A 19,682-nucleotide genomic window follows, 5' to 3' on the forward strand; every position below is an offset into this window, starting at 1 on the left:
CGGTCTCCCCAGGCCGCCGGTGAAGGGCGGCTACAGCGCCGGAGCCCGGATGGGCCGGACCCGTCTTGACGGCGGTGCGTGGTGCGTTGGGTACTCCCCCTCGATCTACACACCATTATTCATGACATAAAAGACATGTGTCAAGCGTCAGGTATTCACGGGTGCGGGCTGTACGGGTCCAGCCGAGATACGGGGAAAACCGGCCATGGGTCGATCTTGAAGCTCGTTTCCGCTGGCAGGCGTACGGTCAGCCGTCGACCGTCGCCCAGCTTCGCTCCTGCAACGCCTCCGAGGTCGCCGCGATGATGGAGGGCGTGCTGCGGCACTGCACCGACGCCGCCATCGACCGCCAGTACACCGATAGTCATGGCCAGTCCCTGGTGGGGTTCGCCTTCTCCTACCTGCTGGGATTCAAGCTGCTGTCGCGGATGAGGAGGATCGCCCACCAGAAGCTGGTCAAGGCCGATGCCAGCGGCCAGGTCCCGTCCAGCCTGAGCGGCATGGTGGCCGACAAGCCGATCGACTGGACGATCATCGCCCAGCAGTACGACCAGATGGTCAAGTACGCCACCGCCTTGCGGCTGGGCACGGCCGAGGCCGAGCAGGTGCTGCGCCGCTTCACCCGCGGCGGTCCTAAGCACCCCGCCTACAAGGCCATCGAGGAGCTCGGCAAGGCGGTCAAGAGCATCTTCGTCGCCGAGTACGTCGCCGCCTCAGAGCTGCGCCGGGAGATCCACGAGGGGCTGCAGGTCGTGGAGAACTGGAACTCGGCCAACGCAGACCTGTTCTACGGCAGCGCCGGCACCCTGCCCGGCAGCGACAAGGAGCACCAGGAAGTCTCCATGCTCAGCCTGCACCTGCTGCAGTCCGCGCTGGTGTTCATCAACATCCTGCTGGTTCAGTCCGTCCTGAAGGACCCCGCCTGGCAGGAGAAGATGACCGACGTCGACAGACGCGGCCTTTCGCCCCTGTTCGGTCCAACGCCAACCTCTACGGCCGGATCGACATCGACATGGACCGCCGCCTCGACCTCGGCTTGGCCGCCTGAGATCCGCCGGGATCCGCCTATGGCCCCTGCACATGCGTGCCCGTCTTTGGTGGGTGCTCGAAGAGTTCGGCGTCAGGCTGCCATTTCCGTGGTGACGGAGGGCGCAAGGGTTCGTTCACGTCTTCCGCTTCCAGATCGATGCTCCAGCGCAGATGAGGCCGATCAGGAACGGGTGAACGGCGCCGCGTTCGATGAGGCCGATGATGCCGATGGGGGTGTCGCCCGTGGTAAAGATCATCGCGAGGTAGAGCACCATCGAAAGCAGACCGATCACGCCGACCGTGATCAGTGCTCGCCCCATTCGCGGAGAGATGCCGATGCGCCGCCACCTGCTTCCGAGCACGATGGCCAGCGCGTTCCCACCGACGAAGCCGGCGAAGGCTCCCATGCTGTGGTACTCGCCGGTGCCGTTGTTGATTGCCTCGCCAGATCCGGGAAACAGCGCGAGCAGGACGCCGCCGACGGCCAGCAGCGTCGCGGGGGCGAGCATGGCCCAACGGCGGCTATCCGACAGATCGCGCAGCGTGGCCACTCCGGCCAGGATCGTGATCCCGAAGAGGAGGAATCCGGCGTTCATTACCCAGGCCAGGGGCGAGTACATGTACTGCCCGAACAGAGTCGAGGGCCCGTGGACTCCGAGGTTGCTGATGAAATGGTGTGTGTAGCTGTAGGCGGGGTCGGTCCACGCTGCGGCGGCGACAAACTCCCCGAGCAGGAAGATCGCCGGCCCGGCGATGAGCAACGCTCCCGCCACTCGGCGCTGCGCAGGCAGGCACACGTGGGAGGCAGGCATCTCGCGACTTTTAGACCGTGAGTCAATTGCTTCGGACATGGTCGGGTCCCTTTCTGGTAGCCGGGTTGGCGGGAGGGCCCGCCGGAGATTGACGCGGCTCGCTTGTGCCTGCAACTCCCGATCGGCGGCGGCCGGGGAGGCCGAGTGGCTGGGCTGAAACCTCATGGCTTGGAGCCCGGTAACCGTCAACGAGTACGCCGTGAGCGAGAACCTCGAACTTCACCCACTCACTCACTATATCGAGACTACTTTTACTGTCAATGTTCTTAGTGTTCGGGTGTAGAGTATGCGCCATGGTGGATGCAGCGACGGCAGGGCGACGTGAGCGCAAGAAGGCGGCGACGCGGGCGGCGATACTGGAGGCGGCGACGACGCTTTTCCTCGCACGCGGCTTCGATGCGGTGACTGTGCGCGAGATCGCGGATGCGGCCGATGTGTCGCCCAAGACGGTCTTCACACACTTCCCACACAAGGAGGCGCTTGTCTTCAGTGACGAAGGTGAGCGGCATGAACGCCTGATTGCTGCGGTGAGTGGCCGCATGGCGGGGACCTCGATCTCCGACGCGCTGAAGGCCCACTACCTCTCCGAAATCGCCGCGCTCAAATCCGGGCCGCAGAGCCAAATACTCGCGCTCATGGAGGAGACGCCAGCTCTGGTCGACTACGCGGAGAAGATGTGGTTGCGCCACGAGGATGCCTTGGTCGCGGCGATCACCGAGGAGTTCGGGCTGGAGGAGCCAAGCGAAGAGATCCGCTTCTACGTCCGGTTTGCCCTGCAGATTCAGCTCATGGCCATCCGTGAGCCCGATCCAGCGGCGGCCATCGATGCGGGGTTCCACCTTCTCGATAAGGGGTGGGCGCCCTACGACGAGGCCGGAGGGGGATAAGCGCAGCCGCAAGGAGTCGTGAGCCGCCGCCATCCGGGCAGCTGGGGAGGAGAGTCTCTAGTACTCCAGCCGCACTTGAGGCCTGGGGGTTGGCGAAGCGACGGACATGAAGCGGCCACCGCCGTGACCATGGATGTGTGAAGATCGATGACCAGGCGGTGGCCGTGCCGTCCACGGTAGCCCAGGGTGTCCCCGCGCGGTGGGACGATGCGTTGGATGAGTTGTTTTCGCAGGTGCTGGCACCGTTCTTCGTCCGGAGCGAGCCCCGGTTGCGGGCGCGGGCGTGTCTGGATGGGTTGCTGAGCAGTCTGGAGCGGAAGAACGGCTGGTTGCTGGCCGAGTATGCCGGGAACGGCACACCGGATGGGATGCAACGGCTGTTCAGCCATGCCCGCTGGGATGCTGATGAGGTCCGGGACGCGCTGCGGGCGCAGGTGGCCGAGCGGCTCGGCAGCCGAGACGGGGTCCTGGTAGTCGACGACACCGGGCTTGAGAAGAAGGGTCGCTGCTCGGCCGGGGTGCAGCGGCAGTACACCGGCACCGCGGGGAAGATCACCAACTGTCAGATCGGGGTGTTCGCGGCCTACGCCGTCCCGGGCGGGCAACGAGTGCTGATCGACCGAGAGCTGTACCTGCCCGCGTCCTGGTTCGACGAGCCCGCCCGGCTCGCCGGCGCCGGTGTCGGCGCGGGCGTGGTGTTCGCGACCAAGCCCGAGCTTGCCTGGCGGATGATCGAACGTGCTGCCGACGACCCGCTGCTGACCTTCGCCTGGGTAGGTGGTGATGAGTCGACCGGCGAGGTCTCCACCATGATGGTGCGCAAGCACGGACGGGCCCTGCCCCCGATGTGTGGACACCTTGAGTACCGGATGATGGAGATCCGGAGACAAGGAGTTCCACGTGGCGATGAAGTCGTATCCGCCGGAGTTCAAGGCGGACGCCGTCGCGTTGTATCTGTCCGATCCGGGACGGACGCTGGCATCGGTGGCTGAGGACCTGGGGATCAGCCGGGAGACGCTGCGTAACTGGGTGCGTCAGGCGCAGGCGGACGGCAGCGCGGGCGCGAAGAAGCGGGCCCCGCACAAGCGGCCGGCGCAGGGCCCGCTATCGTTCGACGACGTGCTGGAAGAGGAGAACAAGCAGCTCAAGGCCCGGATCCGGGAGCTGGAGCTGGAGCGCGAGATCCTGCGCCGGGCGGCCAAATATTTCGCCGGCGAGACGAACTGGTGAGCCGCTTCGAGTTCGTCGACGACCACGCGGGCGCCTTCGGCGTGAAGCGGCTGTGCCGGGTGCTGAAGGTGTCGCGCTCGGGCTTCTACCGGTGGCGCAAGGCGGCGCCGGCCCGGGCGGAGCGGGCCGCGGCCGATGCCGCGCTGGCGGAGGAGATCAGGCAGATCCACGGCGCGTTCGACGGCAGCTATGGCAGTCCGCGCATCACCGCCGAGCTGCGCGCCCGGGGCCGGAGCAATAGTCAAGACCTGTGGATTGTGAGTTCCTAGGCGGCTGTCGGGACGGGTGATTCAGCGGGGCGTTCGACGAGCTTGCCGTCGATGAAGACCGCTCCGGCGCGGACCAGGGCGACCAGGTGGGCGCCGTTGACCGCGCGCCAGCGCCGTTGGGCGGACTCGATCAGCTTGAAGGCCATGGCCAGGCCGGCGGCGCGGGAGCCGGGGCCCTTGGTGACCTTGGTGCGGTGCCGGACGGTGGCGAACGTCGACTCGATCGGGTTGGTGGTGCGCAGATGCCGCCAGTGCTCGGCCGGGTAGTCGTAGAAGGCCAGCAGTTCCTCGACATCGTCGGTGATCTTGGCGGCGGCCTTGGGGAACTTGGCGCCGTAGGCGGCCTCGAAGGCGGTGACCGCGGCCAGGGCGTGGTCCTTGCCCTCGGCGTTCCAGATCTCGGCCAGCGCCTTCTTCGCGCCGGGGTGGGCCGACTTCGGGAGCGCCCCGAGCACGTTGGCGATCTTGTGAAACCAGCAGCGCTGTGCTCTGGCCTGCGGGAACACCTCCGACAGCGCCGACCAGAAACCGAGCGCGCCGTCGCCGATGGCGAGCACCGGGGCGCGCATGCCGCGTCGGGCGCAATCACGCAGCAGATCCGCCCAGGACTCGGCCGACTCGCGGTAGCCGTCGGTCAGCGCGACGAGTTCCTTGCGGCCGTCGGCGCGCACCCCGATCAGCACCAGCAGGCACAGCTTGTGCTCCTCCAGCCGGATGTTGACGTGGATGCCATCGGCCCACAGGTAGACGTAGTCGACACCGGACAGGTCGCGGGCGGCGAAGGCGCGTTGTTCGGCTTTCCACTGCTCGGTGAGCTTGGTGATGACCGGGGCCGACAGCCCGCTGCTCGAGCCGAGGAACTGGCCCAGCGCGGGGACGAAATCGCCGGTGGACAGGCCGTGCAGGTAGAGCAGCGGCAGCACCTCGGTGATGGCCGGGCTCTTGCGGCACCACGGCGGCAGGATCGCCGAGGAAAACCGGTGCCGCTCGCCGGTGGTCTCGTCGATGCGCTTGTCGTTGACCCGAGGGGCCTGGACCTCGATCGCGCCCGCGCTGGTCAGCACGGTGCGGGGCTGGTGGTGGCCGTTGCGCACGACCAGGCGGCGGCCGGCCTCGTCGCGCTCGTCGGCGAAAGCGGCGATGTAGGCGTCGACCTCGGCCTTGAGCGCTTCAGCGAGCATCCGGCGGGCACCTTCGCGGACCAGCTCGTCGATGAGCGCCGGCGTCGGGGCGGGGGTGGTGGCGGCGCGGTCGCCGCTGGCGGGATCAGGGACTACGGTGAGCACGGGTGTGCCTTTCCGGCCGACGTTGGCGCGTCGGTCATGCTTGGTGGAATCACATGATCACCGGGAAGGTACACCCCTTTCCCGGCGATCCACAGATCTCAAGCATTGCTCCGGGGCGGGCGGTCAACCACAAGCGAGTTGCGCGGGTGATGCGCCGTTTCGGCATCGTCGGGCTGCACTTGCGCAAGAAGGTGCGCACCACGGTTCCGGAACCCTCGCATCAGAAAGTGCCCGACCTGATCAAGCGGGACTTCACCGCGCCGGCCCCGAACCAGCGCTATGTCGGCGACATCACCCACCTGCCCGTCCGTGAGGGCCGGTTCCTGTATCTGGCGACCGTGCTGGACCTGGGCTCGCGGCGGCTGGCGGGCTGGTCGATCGCCGATCACATGCGCACCGAGCTGGTGAGCGACGCACTGCGCGCGGCCGCTGCGACACGGGGCAGCCTGCACGGCGCGATCTTCCATGCCGATCACGGGGCCCAGTACACCTCGGCCGAGTTCGCCAAGGTCTGCGCCGAACTCGGGGTACGCCAGTCCATGGGAGCCGTCGGCACCAGCGCCGACAACGCCGCGGCGGAGGCGTTCAACGCCACCCTCAAACGCGAAACGCTGCAGGGCGCCAAGCGCTGGCCGTCGGCGCGCGAGGCCCGCCTGGCCGTCTTCAAGTGGATCACTCGCTACAACACCCGAAGGAGACACTCCACCCTCGGCTACCTCAGCCCTATCGACTACGAGCAGCAAACCACCGATAAGGTGCTGCTCGCCGTATAACACCCCGTGTCCACACTTCGGGGCGAGCCCCCGCCATCATGTCGCCCTACCAGGAGGACAACGTACGCCGCTTCGGTGACTACATCTACGACCTGACTGCGCCGCTGGAGAACATGGAGGTGCATCGCAACCTCGGGGAGGAGACCAACGTGGCCACAAGCACGTCATCACCGGCCTGAGGCGGTCTGATCGGATGCGGTGGCCCCAGCCACCAGGACATTCCACGTCGAACTTTCACAATGCGGACCCCATCGCTAGCCGGCGCCGCAGCGCTGCTCGACCTCGGCATCCATCATCATCTGCGCCATCCGCACGACCATCTCGCGCAGCACATCGGGCGAAGCCGCGGCGAGGGTCTCGTCGAACCACTCACCCTCAGCAGGCAGAATGTCTTTAGCGGCCACTTCTCGTTCTCCTTCGTATGCCTAGTCAGCTGTGAAGGATCGCGGAGTGGCCGCCCTCATGTCACATCGATCTTCCCTCGCCCTCTCTGTCAGACTGCTGTGAGACATGGGATGAACGAGTCCTTTTGATACGAAGCAGGGCGAGACAGGACGATCGAGACAGTGACGATGACCCTCGCCGACCAGGCCGCCATGAGCGGGCAGAACGGTCAGGCGACCGACAAGCAGGTGAGCCGGCCGACGCGCCGGACGTTCACCGCGGCCTACAAGGCACGGATCCTGGCGGCCTTCGACGCTCTGCCCGAGGGCAGCTCCGAGCGTGGCGCCCTGATGCGCCGGGAAAGGCTGTATCACTCGCACATCGAACACTGGCGAAAGCAGCAGGAGAACGGGACGCTGGCCTCCTCGACAGGTAAACCGAAGAAGGACACGGAATCTGAGGAACTGGCCCGGCTGCGGGCCGAGAACAAGAAGCTCAAAGCCGACGCGGCCAAGCTTGAGGCCAAGAACGAAAAGCTCACCAGCGAACTGGGGAAGACGAAGACCGCGCTGAATATCGCGGGAAAAGCATTCGCGCTGCTGGACGACATCTCACGCAGCGCGGACTCCGACGAGACCTGAACCGCATCATCGACGAGCATTTCCCGGGCATGGAGACGGCCGTCGGCACGACCAAGGCGTGCGAGGTACTCGGCAAGGCCCGCGCCAGCCTGTACCGGCAGCGAAATCCGAAGCCGCGCAGGCAAGGTCCGCGCCGGCCGTTTCATCACCCGGCGGAGTTGTCCGAGGAGGAACGGGCGCAGGTGCTGGCGGTGCTGGACTCGTCCCGGTTCGCCGACAAGTCGGCGGGCCAGGTATGGGCGATCCTGCTGGATGAGGGCACCTACCTGTGCTCGCAGGCCACCATGTACCGGTTGCTGCGCGAGCGCGGCCAGTCCGGCGAGCGGCGCGCGCAGGCCACCCATCCGGCGAAGAAGAAGCCCGAACTGGAGGCCGACGGACCGAATCAAGTATGGAGCTGGGATATCACGAAACTGAAAGGCCCGGCGCGCGGCGTCCACTACCTTCTCTACGTCATCCTCGACATTTTCTCCCGCAAGGTCATCTGGTGGGAGATCTGGCCGACCGAGAACGGCACTCTGGCCAAGGAGTTCATCGAGCGCGCCATCGAGCGCAACGGCGGGATCGCACCTGACGCGATCCACGCCGATCGCGGCACGTCGATGACGTCGAACACCGTCACTGGCCTGCTCGCGCAGCTCGGGATCGATCAGTCGCATTCACGGCCGCGCGTGTCCAACGACAACCCCTACTCGGAGGCGCAGTTCAAGACACTCAAATATTGCCCGGCGTTTCCCGGGAGGTTCGGCTCGATCGAAGACGCCCGTATCTTCTGTGAGCAGTTCTTTGATTATTACAACAACGAGCATCGTCATTCGGGTATCGCGATGCACACTCCCGCGTCCGTGCACGACGGCACCGCCGTCAAGATCCACGCCCAGCGGGTCGCCACGCTGAACGCGGCCTTCCTGGCCCGCCCCGAGCGGTTCCGCGGCCGGCGCCCCTACCCGCCGTCGCTGCCGGCCAGAGTGTGGATCAACAGGCCACCTACGACCCTCCAGAGCGACGCTTCACCTCAAACCACACAAGTAGCCTGATGTCTCATTCGGTTTGACAGGCACCGTCGCGGGCGTCAAGGTGACGAACGGGTCCAAACCCGTACACCACTCCCGTGGACGCTAACCACGCTCTGCTCGTGACCGGATCCGTCAGCTGACGCTCCGATCCCGGCTGCTGCTGCACCCGGAAGTGATCGTGGAGGACGTCAACCGGTTCCTGCGCGGCTGGGCCGCCTATTTCCGGTTCGGTAACTCCTCCCGGCACTTCAACGAGATCAGGAGCTACGCGCGGATGCGGATGGCACTCGTGCTTCGCAAACGTCATCGCCGCTCGCGAGGGTTCGGCTGGTCGGTCGTGGCCTTCCAGTCCCCGGACCAACTCGGCCTGGTCACGTTGTCGGGAATCGTCGTCGCACCCAGGCCCTTCCGGGACTGGAGGGGGATGCCGAATGCCAGGCGGTGAACGACGTCGGTGAGCCGTGTGCCGGAGAACGGCATGCACGGTTCGACGGGCGGGGACTGGAAACGGAGCAACGAACCTGGTCACGGTCACTGGGGTGGCACAACCGACCGGGAAACCGGCGGAACATGAAGGCCCCAGGCCCTACCGCCAGGAGACGCCACCGCGCCAGCCCCCGACCCTACACGGTGATCGCCGGGGCACGCTGGGGTTTGGCCGGAGCCGAAGCCGTCCTGAAACTCCGCGCCCTGATCGCCAACGGTGATCTCGACGAATACTGGCGTTTTCACCTCGCCCGGCAACACGAACGTGTCCACCAGAGCGGCTACCAGGACGGATACTCCCTCACGGCCTGATCGCTGCGGTCACTGAGAAAGAGCTACACCCCTCAACGTTCGCGCTCTGATCCGCCGGCATGGCGGCGACCTGCACCTGGCCGCCCTGCAGCACGGCCCGCCTGCCTGCTGGCCACCACGGGCGCCAGGCCCGTGCTGACCGCGCACCACAGCGTGGAAGCGGCCATCCTCGTGGCCCTACACGCCAGCCAATCCCCGTGAGACCGGAGACCCGCCGGGGCCCATGCCCAGCGCTGCAGGCGGACGGGTCGGTGGGGTGAACGCCAGCTCCGGCCGGCAAGGGCGGCAGCGTGCGCACCGTCCTGCTGGACGACCGCGGCTACGTCACCCTGCTCAAGCTTTACCTGGCCCGCTCCGGTTACACCGCCGGGCCACTGTTCCGTGCCAGCATCAACGGCCGCGGCGGACCGCTGTCCTACGACGCCGCCCACCATCGCTGGCAGAACTACTGCACCGCCGCACGCGTCGAGATCGACATCCATCAACTGCGGCACGCCCACGCCACCGAGCTCATCAACGCCGGAGTGTCCATCGAGGCCGTTCGCCGCCGCCTCGGCCACGCCTCCACCGAGACCACCGAGCTTTACGCACTGCTGGACGACAAGGTCGCCGACGCCGAGATCCGCGCCGCCCGCCGACGCCGCGACCAAACGATCCACTGACGACAAATCGCTCTGGGCCATCGCACCCTCTTGCGTCATCAGCGCAGGTCAGAGATGGGTTCGTTGAATTTTCCGCGATTGCTACGAGGACCCCCCCGAGGTTGACGATGAGCAGCGCCGCCGGCATCGGCGGCAGCGTCAGCCGGGCGTACGGTGGCGTGCCCTCGAGGTAGTAGAGGTCGTCGATCAGCCCGTCCAGCGGCGGTCGCGGCACTCTGGACACGTACTCCACGCCCGCAGTATCGCCGACGCCCGGGGTTTCCGCAGTCATCGCCAGGGGCCGGATTGCGCGGTCATGGCGGCGCGGAGTAAGCTCGAACGCTTCCATAAACGCATGCGCTTCACAAGCTTCCCGATAGGAGTATACCAGCGGATGGCTAATCGTCAAGATGGTCTCGCCGAAGCCCTTGACACCGAGCAGCGGACCGTGTCGTGGCTGTACGGACTGCTCGACCTCGCCAGGGACCGCGCGCGGGCGACGCTGCGCCAGGTGTACGGCCGTGGCGGCGGCACCCGCCAGGCGATGGTCGAGCGCGAGGCCGCGGCCTCGGAGCAGGCGCGCAGGCTGGCGCAGCTCGACGCCGTGGAGCGGGGCCTGTGCTTCGGCCGCGTCGACGACCGGTCCGGCCGCAGCGCCTACATCGGCCGGATCGGGCTGCGCGACGAGCGGCACGAGACGGTCCTGATCGACTGGCGGGCGCCGGCGGCGCGGCCGTTCTACGTCGCCACGGCCGGCGACCCCGGCGGGCTGCTGCGCCGCCGCCACCTGCATCTGAAGGACCGCCGCGTGGTCGCGATCGACGACGAGGTGTTCGACCTGGAGCGGATGAGCGAGGGCGACCGGCGCACGCTGGTGGGGGAGGCCGCGCTGCTGGCGGCGCTGCGCCGGGGCCGTACGGGCCGCATGGGCGACGTCGTGGCCACCATCCAGACCGAGCAGGACCGGGTGATCAGGGCCGGCCTGCAGGGGGCGCTGGTGGTGCAGGGAGGACCGGGCACCGGCAAGACCGTCGCGGCGCTGCACCGGGCGGCGTACCTCCTCTACACCCACCGCGACGTGCTGGAGCGGCGCGGCGTGCTGGTCGTCGGCCCGAACGCGATGTTCCTGCGCTACATCGGCCAGGTGCTGCCGTCGCTGGGGGAGACGCAGGTGGTGCTGACGACGGTCGGCGAGATGTTCCCGGGCGTGCGGGCGGTGGAGGCCGACGCGCCGGCCGCCGCGGTGGTCAAGGGCGACCCGCGGATGAGCGAGGTGATGGCGGCGGCACTGGAGCTGCGCCGCCGGCCGCCGGAGGGCGACCTGGTGGTGGAGCTGGACGGACTGGAGCTGCGGGTGCCGCACGAGACGTGCGTACGGCTGCGCGAGCGGGCGCGGGCGGTGCGGCTGCCGCACAACATGGCCCGCAAGCTGTACGTGAGCGAGCTGCTCCGGGAGCTGGCCCGGGCGGAGGCGCGGGCGCTGGAGGAGTCGCTGCACATCGAGGAGCTCGCCAACGGCGACCCGGAGCTGGAGGAGCTGGCCCAGCCGCTGGACCTGGAGGGCGACCTGGACGAGCTGGACCTGGACCTGGCCTCGCGGCGGCTGTGGGGCGAGCCGGCCGTGCGCCGCGCCGTCGACGGCCTGTGGCCGGAGCTGACGCCGCAGCAGCTGGTCGCCGGGCTGCTGTCGGACCGGCGGGCGCTGGCCGCGGCCATGCCGCCCGGCCTGGACTGGACGCCCCTGCTGCGCCCGGCGGGCGCGCCGTGGACGGTGGAGGACGTCCCGCTGCTGGACGAGGCCGCCGAGCTGCTGGGCGAGGACGACTCGGCGCGGCGCGCGGCCTCCCGGCGGTCACGGGCCGAACAGGACGAGGAGCTGCTGTACGCGAGCGAGGTGCTGCAGAGCACGGGCGTGGCCGAGGAGGGCGTCTTCGCGCGGGCGGACGTGCTGGCCGAGCGGCAGGCCGACCCGGGCGCGGAGCTGACCACGGCCGACCGGGCGGCCGCCGACCGGAGCTGGGCCTACGGGCACGTGATCGTGGACGAGGCGCAGGAGCTGTCGCCGATGGCGTGGCGGATGGTGATGCGGCGGGTGCCGGCCAAGTCGCTGACGGTGGTGGGCGACATCGCGCAGACGGGCTCGGCGGCCGGCGCGCGGTCCTGGGGCGAGGTGCTGGACCCCTACCTGCTCGGCCGGTGGCGGCTGGAGCACCTGCGGGTCAACTACCGGACGCCGGTCGAGATCATGGACGTGGCGGCGGACGTGCTGCGGGCCTTCGACGCCGAGCAGGAGCCGCCGGAGTCGGTGCGCTCGGGGGAGTCGGCGCCACGCGCGGTGCGGGTCCCGGCCGGAGGGCTGGAGGAGGAGCTGGCGGAGCTGGTGGCGGGGGAACGGGCGGCGATCGGGGAGGGCCGGGTCGGGGTGGTGACCTCCGACGCGCTGCGTGAGCGGGTGGCGCGCGCGTTCCCGGCGGCGGACCTGGACGCGCCGGTGGCGGTGCTGACGGTGACGCAGGCCAAGGGGCTGGAGTTCGACGCGGTCGTGGTGGTGGACCCGGCGGGGATCCTCACGCAGTCGCCGATGGGCGGGCGGGACCTGTACGTGGCGGTGACGCGGGCGACGCGGCGGCTGACGGTCGTCCACGAGGGCGAGCTGCCGGCCGTGCTGTCCCGCCTGGCCGGCGGGACCCCCGCGTAGGGGCGGCCGGGGTCAGGGGCCGCCGAGCTTCTCCGCGGCGGCCCGGATCGCCCGGGTGACCTCGTCGAGCGCACGCAGGGTCTCGGTGTCGAGGTGGTCCATGATGCGGCGCATCTGCTGGCTGCCGACGCTGTTGACCTCTTCGAGGAAGGCGGCGCCGGCGGGGGTGAGCTCGACGCGGCGCACCCGCCGGTCGTGGGGGTCCTCGTGCCGGCTGACGAGGCCCTGGGCGAGGAGGCGGTCGACGATGCCGGTGACGGTGCCGGGGCCGACGCCGAGGCCGGCGGCGATCTCCTGGCCGCTGGCCGAGCCGCCGCTGGCCGACAGGAGCAGGACGACCTTGAACTGGCGCATCGTGAGGTTGGAGGTGAACAGGGGAGACGGATGCTGGGCGAAGACGCGCCCCAGGCTGCGTTGTGTCTCGTTGATCCGGCGGATCAGGTCTTCGCGTTCGTCGTTCACTTTCACCTCTCGCTTCCTGAGAAGGTTATCAGGAAGGTTTGATGTGTCTAAATATTCGTGCGATGCGAAGTGTTAGTCTTGGCCGAACTCTTGGAGGGGGCTTATGACCGCTTTCGCCAGGCTGAGCCTGGTCAACCGCACGCTTGTCATCCTGATCGCGGTCGTGCTCAGCGCGTTCGGCGCGTTCACGATCCCGCAGCTGAAGCAGCAGTTGCTGCCGTCGTTGTCGTTCCCCGGCGCGTTCGTGATCGCCCCGTACCCGGGCGCGTCGCCCGAGATCGTGGAGGAGCAGGTCACCAAGCCGATCGAGGACTCCTTCCAGGGGCTTGACGGCATGGAGCAGCTGACGTCCACCTCGCGGGAGGGCCTGTCGCAGGTCCAGGTGGCCTTTGAGTACGGCACCGACATCGAGGCGTCGCTGAACAGGATGCAGCAGGCGCTGAACCGGGTGACCCTGCCGGACGGCGTCGAGCCGCAGGTCGCGGCGGGCAGCACCGACGACATCCCGGTGCTGGTGCTGGCGGTCGGCGACGGCGGCGACGAGCAGGCGATGGCCGACAAGCTCAGCCGCATCGTGGTGCCGGCGCTGCAGGGCGTGGAGGGCGTGCGCGAGACGACGGTCACCGGCGTCCGCGACGAGGTGGTGACGATCGAGCCGGACGCCGGGAAGATGGCGCTCGCGGGCGTGTCGCCCGCGCAGATCCCCGAGGCGCTGCGGGCCAACGGCACCCCGATCCCCGCCGGCACGCTCGTCGAGGACGGCAAGGCGCTGACGGTCCAGGTGGGCACCCGCGTCGACTCGCTGGAGAAGCTGAAGAACCTCTACCTGACGCCGGCCCAGCCCCAGCAGCAGGCCCAGCAGCCCCAGCAGGCCCGGCAGCAGTCCCCCGCCCAGGCCCGCACCCCCACGTCCCAGGCACAAGCGCAAGCCCAGGCACAAGCTCAGGCTCAGGCCCCGGCGCGGCCGTCGCGGCCGGTCAAGCTGGGCGACGTGGCCACGATCACGCAGGGCCTGGCGGAGGCGACCACGATCACCCGCACCGACGGGCGCTCCAGCCTCGGCGTGTCGGTGACGATGACCCCCGACGGCAACGCCGTGTCGATCTCCCACGAGATCCGCGACCTGCTGCCGGACCTGACCAAGGCGCTCGGCGACGGCTCGGACACGGCCGTGTCGGTGGTGTTCGACCAGGCCCCCTACGTGGAGAAGTCCATCGAGAGCCTGACGACCGAGGGCGTGCTCGGCCTGGTGTTCGCGGTGCTGGTCATCCTGGTCTTCCTGCTGTCGGTCCGCTCGACGCTGGTGACGGCGGTGTCGATCCCGCTGTCGGTGGTGATCGCGCTGATCGTGCTGTGGGCGGGCGGCCACTCGCTCAACATGCTGACGCTCGGCGCGCTGACCATCGCGGTCGGCCGGGTCGTGGACGACTCGATCGTGGTGCTGGAGAACATCAAACGGCATCTCGGCTACGGAGAGGCCAAGCTGCAGGCGATCCTGACGGCGGTGCGCGAGGTGTCGGGCGCGGTGACGGCCTCGACGCTGACCACGGTCGCGGTGTTCGTGCCGATCGCGGTCGTCGGCGGCATGGTGGGCGAGCTGTTCAGCCCGTTCGCGATCACGGTGACGGTGGCGCTGCTGGCGTCGCTGGTGGTGTCGCTGACGGTGGTGCCGGTGCTGGCGTACTGGTTCCTCAAGGCGCCGCAGCTCACCCCGGAGCAGGCGCGCAAGCAGCGCGAGGAGGCCGAGGCCAAGGAACTGCGCTCGCCGCTGCAGCGCGCCTACCTGCCGGTGCTGCGCTTCGCGACCCGGTTCAAGCTGACGACGGTGCTCATCGGGGTGGCGGTGTTCGTCGCGACGATGGGCGTGGCGGGCGCGCTGCAGACCAACTTCCTCGACTCCTCCGGCCAGAACACCATCTCGCTGTCGCAGCGGATGCCGGTCGGCACCGACCTGGAGACCACCGACCGGGCGGCCAAGAAGATCGAGCAGGTGCTCGCCGACGACGACCAGGTCGAGATGTACCAGGCGAACGTGGGCGGCGGCAACGCGATGGCGGCCGCGTTCGGCGGGGGCGGCGGCTCGGACCGGGCGTCGTACTCGGTGACGCTCGCCGACGGGGCCGACACCCCGGCCGTGGAGCAGCGGCTGCGCGACAAGATCGGCAAGCTGAGCGGGGTCGGCGAGGTCACGGTCGGCGCGGCCGGCGGCGGCGGGTTCAACGCCGACGGCATCAGCGTCATCGTGCGCGGCCCCGACCTGCCGACGCTGCGCTCGGCGGCGGAGCAGGTCGCCACGGCGATGGGCGAGGTCAGCGGGCTGCGCGACGTCGCCTCGAACATGGAGGCGTCCGCCCCGCGCGTCGAGGTCGTCGTCGACCGCGAGAAGGCGGCGGCACGCGGCCTGTCGGAGGCGCAGATCGGGCAGAGCGTGGCACAGGCGTTCCGCGGCGCGCCGCTCGGCCAGGTGACGCTGGACGGCCGCAACAGCGACCTGGTGCTGCGCGGCTCGGCGGCGCCGGAGGACCTCAAGGCGGTACGGGACCTGCCGCTGATGACCGCCTCCGGCCCGGTGCGGCTGTCGTCGGTCGCGCAGGTCAAGGAGGTCGCCGGCCCCACCCAGGTGACCCGCATCGACGGCGAGCGGTCGGCGACGGTGACGGCCAAGGCCGCCGACGCCGGCGACCTGGGCGCGGTCACGCAGGCGCTGCGCGACAAGCTCGACGGGCTGCAACTGCCGGCGTCGGCCTCCTACACGCTGGGCGGCGCGTCGGCGGACCAGGAGGACGCCTTCGCCGACCTCGGCATGGCGATGCTGGCGGCCATCGCGATCGTGTTCCTCATCATGGTGGCCACGTTCCGCAGCTTCGTGCAGCCGCTGATCCTGCTGGTGTCGATCCCGTTCGCCGCGACCGGCGCGATCGGGCTGCTGGTCGCGACCGGCACCGCGATGGGCGTGCCCGCGCTGATCGGCATGCTCATGCTGATCGGGATCGTGGTGACGAACGCGATCGTGCTCATCGACCTGATCAACCAGTACCGCGAGCAGGGCATGGGCGTGGTCGAGGCGGTGATCGAGGGCGGCCGGCGGCGGCTGCGGCCGATCCTGATGACGGCCGTGGCGACGATCTGCGCGCTGACGCCGATGGCGCTGGGCGTGACCGGGTCGGGCGGGTTCATCTCGCAGCCGCTGGCGATCGTGGTGATCGGCGGGCTGATCTCCTCGACGCTGCTCACGCTGGTGCTGGTGCCGACCCTGTACACGATGGTCGAGCGGGCCAAGGAGCGGCTGCGCCGCCGGCCCGCGGCGCCGGCCAAGGAGGAGAAGGTGCTGGAGCCGACGCCGTCCTGACGGCACGGCGCGGAAGGGCTCGGCCGCCGGCGACGGCGGCCGGGCCCTTCCGCGCCCCCGGGCGTGCACCATGGCAGGTGGCGGTGCCTACACTTGTCGAACGTGACTTCCAAGCCGCGCATCCCGAACGTCCTGGCCGCCCGCTACGCCTCGCCGGAGCTGACCCGCCTGTGGTCGCCCGAGTACAAGATCGTCGCCGAGCGGCGGTTGTGGCTGGCGGTGCTGCGGGCGCAGGCGGAGCTGGGCGTCGCGGTGCCCGAGGGCGCCCTCGCCGACTACGACAAGGTCGTCGAGCAGGTCGACCTGGAGTCCATCGCCGCGCGCGAGCGGGTGACCCGCCACGACGTGAAGGCCCGCATCGAGGAGTTCAACGCGCTGGCCGGGCACGAGCAGGTGCACAAGGGCATGACCTCGCGCGACCTGACGGAGAACGTCGAGCAGCTGCAGATCCGCGACAGCCTGCTGCTGGCGCGCGGGAAGACGGTCGCCCTGCTCGCGCGGCTGGCGAGGCTGGCCAAGGAGCACGAGGCCACGGTGATGGCCGGCCGCTCCCACAACGTGGCCGCGCAGGCCACGACGCTGGGCAAGCGGTTCGCCACGGCCGCCGACGAGCTGCTGGTCGCCTACCGGCGGCTGGAGGAGCTGATCGCCCGCTACCCGCTGCGCGGCATCAAGGGCCCGGTCGGCACCGCCCAGGACATGCTGGACCTGCTCGGCGGCGACCAGGACAAGCTCGCCGGCCTGGAGGGCCGGGTGGCCCGGCACCTCGGGTTCGCCGGCGCCCTCACCAGCGTCGGCCAGGTCTACCCGCGCTCACTCGACTTCGAGGTGGTGACGGCGCTGGTGCAGCTGGCGGCGGCGCCGTCGTCGCTGGCTAGGACGATCCGGCTGATGGCCGGCCACGAGCTGGTCACCGAAGGGTTCGCCGAAGGGCAGGTCGGCTCCTCGGCGATGCCGCACAAGATGAACACCCGCTCCTGCGAGCGCGTCAACGGCCTGGCGGTCGTGCTGCGCGGCTACGCCTCGATGACCGGCGAGCTGGCGGGCGACCAGTGGAACGAGGGCGACGTGTCGTGCTCGGTGGTGCGCCGGGTGGCGCTGCCGGACGCGTTCTTCGCCTTCGACGGGCTGATGGAGACGATGCTGACGGTGCTGGACGAGTTCGGCGCCTTCCCCGCGGTGATCGCCGCGGAGCTGGACCGCTACCTGCCGTTCCTGGCCACCACCAAGATGCTCATGGCGGCCGTGCGGGCCGGGATGGGCCGCGAGGCGGCCCACGAGATCATCAAGGAGCACGCGGTCGCGGCGGCGCTGGCGATGCGCTCGCGCGGCGCGGCCAACGAGCTGCTGGACCTGCTGGGCGGCGACGAGCGGTTCCCGCTGGACCGGGCGCGGCTGGAGGAGCTGCTGGCCGACCGGGTGTCGTTCACCGGGGCGGCGGCCGAGCAGGTCGAGGAGGTCGCGCGGCGGGTGGGCGAGGTCGTGGCGGCGCATCCGCAGGCGGCTGCGTACCGGCCGGGCGCCATCCTCTGACCCGCTGAGGAGCCCTGCGGTGACACGGGAGCTGCGCACACCGGCCGAGGTGCGCTCGGCGTGCGGGAACGACGACCTGGTGATGTGGGCGGCCCAGGGCCTGCGCGCGGGAGCGCGCGCCTGGGCGGCGGGCGGCGCGGTCGTGGCCGGCTGCCCGCGCATCTCCCGCCGGGACCGGCTCGTGGTGTGGGGCCGGCCGGGCGACGCCGCGCCGCTGGTCCGGCACGCGCTGGCGGAGCTGGGGCCGTCGTACCGGCCGCTCGGCGAGGCCGGGCTGATCCGGCAGGTCGCCGGCGCGGTCGAGGAGCTGCGGGCGGGGCCGTGCTTCTCCTGGATGAGCCTCACCGGACTTCGCCACGACGGCGGCGGGGACGGGGTGGGGTGGCTGGAGGGCGCGGACGCCGAGATCGCCGCGCTGCTGGCCGCCGACGCCCCCGACGCCTACGCGGTGCCCGGCGACGCCGGGGTGCTGCGGTGGGCGGGGCTGCGCGACGGCGACCGGCTCGCGGCGGTCGCCGCCGACGCCTGGTCGGCCCCGGACGTCGGGCTGCTGGCCGGCGTCGCGACCGGCTCCGCCTACCGCGGGCGCGGCCTCGCCGAACGGGTGTGCCGGTGGGTGTCGGGGCGGCTCATCGACACCTACGGCCGGGCGGCGCTCATGGTGGACGACGACAACCCGGCCGCGATCCGCGTCTACGAGCGCATCGGCTACCGGCGCCGCCCCGTCATGACCTCCCGCGTCACCGCCTGAACGCACCCCCGGACGGGCGGGCGAAAATCGGGTGAGGTTCCGGCGGTGCTGGTGCAGAGTTGACGGCGTGATGTCCGATTTCATGCCGGGTATTGAGTTGTCGCGGGCTTTCTACCACGAGGTGGTGGCGCCGCTGGTGCCGGCGATCCCGCACAGCGCCGCGCTGGTGGGGCCGGGGTCGGAGGTGCTGGAGTTCGACACCGCGCGCTCGGCCGACCACGACTGGGGGCCGCGGGTGCTGCTGTTCGTGCCGGGCGAGCAGGTGGCCGAGGTGGAGGCGCGGGTGCTGGCGGGACTGCCGGAGCGCTTCCGCGGCCTGCCGACCGTGTTCCCCTATCACGGCCGGACACGGGCCGGGGTGCGGGTGTGCGAGCCGGGCGCGTGGCTGCGCGAGCACCTCGGGTTCGACCCGCGGGCGGGCATGTCGTTGCTGGACTGGCTGTCGGCGCCGTGGCAGCGGCTGGCGGAGGTGACCCGCGGCGAGGTCTTCCACGACGGCCTCGGCGCGATGGAGGCGGCGCGGGCGGCGCTGCGCTGGTATCCCGAGGACGTGTGGCGGTACGTGCTGGCCTGCCAGTGGCGGCGCATCGCGCAGGAGGAGCCGTTCCCCGGCCGGTGCGGCGAGGTGGGCGACGAGCTGGGGTCGGCGGTGGTGGGGGCGCGGCTGGCCCGCGAGGTGATGCGGCTGGCGCTGCTGCTGCGCCGCCGCTACCCGCCCTACGCCAAATGGCTCGGCAGCGCCCTGGCCCGGCTGCCCGGGTCGGCGGAGCTCGGCGAGTGCCTGGGCTCGGCGGTGGCCGCCCGGTCGTGGCGGGACCGCGAGGAACGGCTGGCGGGCGCCTACGCGCGGCTGGCGGCGCTGCAGAACCGGACGGCGCTGGCCGCGCGGCTGGACGAGGGCGTGCGCGCCTTCCACGACCGGCCGTTCAAGGTGATCGGCGGGGACCGGTTCGCCGAGGCGCTGCTGGCGTCGGTGTCGGACCCGGCGATCCGGGCGCTGCCGATGGCGGGATGCGTCGACCAGCTGTCGGACTCCACCGAGGTGCTGGTGGAGTCGGGGCGGGCGCGGGCGCTCACGGCGGCGGCACTGGGCCTGACCGCCTGACCGCCCGCACCCGGCCCT

The 19,682-nt window shown here is 70.1% G+C and carries 14 protein-coding genes and 6 pseudogenes; 16 read left to right on the plus strand and 4 right to left on the minus strand.

Going from position 1 to position 19,682, the window contains the following annotated elements:
* Positions 1-305: 305 nt before the first annotated feature.
* A pseudogene (locus Nocox_RS44170) lies at positions 306-911 on the plus strand (Tn3 family transposase); the annotation flags it as partial.
* Between the two features lie 252 nt (positions 912-1,163).
* On the opposite strand, the gene Nocox_RS44175 reads toward Nocox_RS44170, so the two are convergent.
* Positions 1,164-2,006, minus strand: coding sequence for a DUF998 domain-containing protein (locus Nocox_RS44175; protein ID WP_425517799.1), 843 nt, complete (start codon positions 2,004-2,006; stop codon positions 1,164-1,166).
* Between the two features lie 128 nt (positions 2,007-2,134).
* On the opposite strand from Nocox_RS44175, the gene Nocox_RS21565 reads away from it, so the two are divergent.
* From Nocox_RS21565 to Nocox_RS43165, 3 genes and pseudogenes are all read left to right on the plus strand, one after another.
* Positions 2,135-2,728 (plus strand): TetR/AcrR family transcriptional regulator, encoded by a 594-nt coding sequence (locus Nocox_RS21565; protein ID WP_020543078.1) that lies wholly within the window; start codon positions 2,135-2,137, stop codon positions 2,726-2,728.
* Positions 2,729-2,892: 164 nt separating this feature from the next.
* A pseudogene (locus tag Nocox_RS21570) lies at positions 2,893-3,528 on the plus strand (IS701 family transposase); the annotation flags it as partial.
* Positions 3,529-3,628: 100 nt separating this feature from the next.
* Positions 3,629-4,188, plus strand: a pseudogene (locus Nocox_RS43165) (transposase); the annotation flags it as partial.
* Between the two features lie 35 nt (positions 4,189-4,223).
* On the opposite strand, the gene Nocox_RS21585 reads toward Nocox_RS43165, so the two are convergent.
* Positions 4,224-5,513, minus strand: coding sequence for an IS256 family transposase (locus tag Nocox_RS21585; RefSeq protein WP_020543074.1), 1,290 nt, complete (start codon positions 5,511-5,513; stop codon positions 4,224-4,226).
* Between the two features lie 113 nt (positions 5,514-5,626).
* On the opposite strand from Nocox_RS21585, the pseudogene Nocox_RS21590 reads away from it, so the two are divergent.
* A pseudogene (locus tag Nocox_RS21590) lies at positions 5,627-6,286 on the plus strand (IS3 family transposase); the annotation flags it as partial.
* Between the two features lie 38 nt (positions 6,287-6,324).
* Positions 6,325-6,465: a hypothetical protein gene (locus tag Nocox_RS21595; protein WP_219495479.1), complete on the plus strand. Its 141-nt coding sequence runs from the start codon at positions 6,325-6,327 to the stop codon at positions 6,463-6,465.
* A 78-nt stretch (positions 6,466-6,543) separates the two neighbouring features.
* Here Nocox_RS21595 and Nocox_RS21600 read toward each other — a convergent pair.
* A pseudogene (locus Nocox_RS21600) lies at positions 6,544-6,675 on the minus strand (IS256 family transposase); the annotation flags it as partial.
* A 177-nt stretch (positions 6,676-6,852) separates the two neighbouring features.
* Between Nocox_RS21600 and Nocox_RS21605 the strand changes: the two are divergent.
* The 6 genes and pseudogenes from Nocox_RS21605 to Nocox_RS21625 all read left to right on the plus strand — a co-directional run bounded on the left by Nocox_RS21605 (position 6,853) and on the right by Nocox_RS21625 (position 12,464).
* Positions 6,853-7,311 (plus strand): hypothetical protein, encoded by a 459-nt coding sequence (locus tag Nocox_RS21605; RefSeq protein WP_219495483.1) that lies wholly within the window; start codon positions 6,853-6,855, stop codon positions 7,309-7,311.
* A 29-nt stretch (positions 7,312-7,340) separates the two neighbouring features.
* The gene (locus Nocox_RS21610; RefSeq protein WP_219495485.1) at positions 7,341-8,348 is read left to right on the plus strand and encodes an IS3 family transposase; all 1,008 of its coding nucleotides are present in this window, start codon (positions 7,341-7,343) and stop codon (positions 8,346-8,348) included.
* Between the two features lie 151 nt (positions 8,349-8,499).
* Positions 8,500-8,772 (plus strand): group II intron maturase-specific domain-containing protein, encoded by a 273-nt coding sequence (locus Nocox_RS21615; RefSeq protein ID WP_020546899.1) that lies wholly within the window; start codon positions 8,500-8,502, stop codon positions 8,770-8,772.
* Positions 8,773-8,960: 188 nt separating this feature from the next.
* Positions 8,961-9,125, plus strand: a pseudogene (locus tag Nocox_RS43170) (ISKra4 family transposase); the annotation flags it as partial.
* A gap of 290 nt (positions 9,126-9,415) precedes the next feature.
* Positions 9,416-9,787 (plus strand): tyrosine-type recombinase/integrase, encoded by a 372-nt coding sequence (locus Nocox_RS21620; RefSeq protein ID WP_020546901.1) that lies wholly within the window; start codon positions 9,416-9,418, stop codon positions 9,785-9,787.
* 427 nt (positions 9,788-10,214) lie between these two features.
* Positions 10,215-12,464, plus strand: a complete 2,250-nt coding sequence (locus Nocox_RS21625) for a HelD family protein (protein WP_020546902.1) — start codon at positions 10,215-10,217, stop codon at positions 12,462-12,464.
* Between the two features lie 12 nt (positions 12,465-12,476).
* Here Nocox_RS21625 and Nocox_RS21630 read toward each other — a convergent pair whose 3' ends face one another.
* The gene (locus Nocox_RS21630; RefSeq protein ID WP_157383432.1) at positions 12,477-12,932 is read right to left on the minus strand and encodes a MarR family winged helix-turn-helix transcriptional regulator; all 456 of its coding nucleotides are present in this window, start codon (positions 12,930-12,932) and stop codon (positions 12,477-12,479) included.
* Between the two features lie 97 nt (positions 12,933-13,029).
* Between Nocox_RS21630 and Nocox_RS21635 the strand changes: the two genes are divergently transcribed.
* From Nocox_RS21635 to Nocox_RS21650, 4 genes are all read left to right on the plus strand, one after another.
* Positions 13,030-16,275: an efflux RND transporter permease subunit gene (locus tag Nocox_RS21635; protein ID WP_020546904.1), complete on the plus strand. Its 3,246-nt coding sequence runs from the start codon at positions 13,030-13,032 to the stop codon at positions 16,273-16,275.
* Between the two features lie 102 nt (positions 16,276-16,377).
* Entirely contained in the window at positions 16,378-17,808 is a 1,431-nt protein-coding gene (gene purB / locus Nocox_RS21640) for an adenylosuccinate lyase (RefSeq protein WP_020546905.1), read from the plus strand.
* A gap of 19 nt (positions 17,809-17,827) precedes the next feature.
* The gene (locus Nocox_RS21645) at positions 17,828-18,559 is read left to right on the plus strand and encodes a GNAT family N-acetyltransferase (RefSeq protein ID WP_020546906.1); all 732 of its coding nucleotides are present in this window, start codon (positions 17,828-17,830) and stop codon (positions 18,557-18,559) included.
* 82 nt (positions 18,560-18,641) lie between these two features.
* Positions 18,642-19,664, plus strand: coding sequence for a DUF4037 domain-containing protein (locus Nocox_RS21650; RefSeq protein ID WP_246649488.1), 1,023 nt, complete (start codon positions 18,642-18,644; stop codon positions 19,662-19,664).
* Positions 19,665-19,682 lie beyond the last annotated feature (18 nt).

The sequence above is a fragment of the Nonomuraea coxensis DSM 45129 genome, from assembly GCF_019397265.1.
Lineage (GTDB): Bacteria > Actinomycetota > Actinomycetes > Streptosporangiales > Streptosporangiaceae > Nonomuraea > Nonomuraea coxensis.